General features: G+C 32.7%; 1 protein-coding gene. It reads left to right on the top strand.

Annotation, left to right across the window (positions count from 1 at the left end; genetic code table 11):
- Window positions 1–108: 108 nt before the first annotated feature.
- A complete protein-coding gene (locus M8014_RS00105) occupies window positions 109–369 on the top strand; it encodes a VOC family protein (protein WP_271280566.1) in 261 nt (86 codons plus the stop codon).
- Window positions 370–453 lie beyond the last annotated feature (84 nt).

Genomic DNA, 453 nt, shown 5'->3' with positions numbered 1-453 from the left:
AATTACGTATGTGTGTTTCAAATCTAGATATCAAACTTGAATTGTCTAAATTTATGTTAAAAGGGTATGTTTGATAATAGAAAACGATATTTAAAAAGAGGGGATACTATGTTGAAATCGACAGTACCGTATTTGTTTTTTAACGGTCAATGTAAAGACGCTTTAGCATTTTATAGTAAGGTGTTGAACGGAGAGATTAAAGATACAATGACGTACGGTGAAGCGAATGAAAGTGTTGCAGATGATCCTAATCGTATCATTCATGCCCAATTAGAAGTTGATGGTAACTTATTCATGCTGTCAGATATACCTAAAGATGATGATACAATGCTACAAGATAGAAATGTATATATTTGTTTTAGAATTTGATAGTGAAGCAGCAGTCGAAGAAGCTTATGAACAATTGAAAGATGAAGGCAATGTTCAAATGGAGCTAGATACTATGTTTTGGGG

Origin of the sequence: Silvania hatchlandensis, from assembly GCF_025564065.1 — a bacterium.
GTDB classification, from domain to species: domain Bacteria; phylum Pseudomonadota; class Gammaproteobacteria; order Enterobacterales; family Enterobacteriaceae; genus Enterobacter; species Enterobacter hatchlandensis.
This window is presented reverse-complemented; position numbering and strand designations above follow the sequence as displayed.

Excerpts from the sequence above, each read along its gene's own strand:
- M8014_RS00105 (WP_271280566.1), top strand. The coding sequence starts at position 109 with ATGTTGAAATCGACAGTACCGTATTTGTTTTTTAACGGTCAATGTAAA.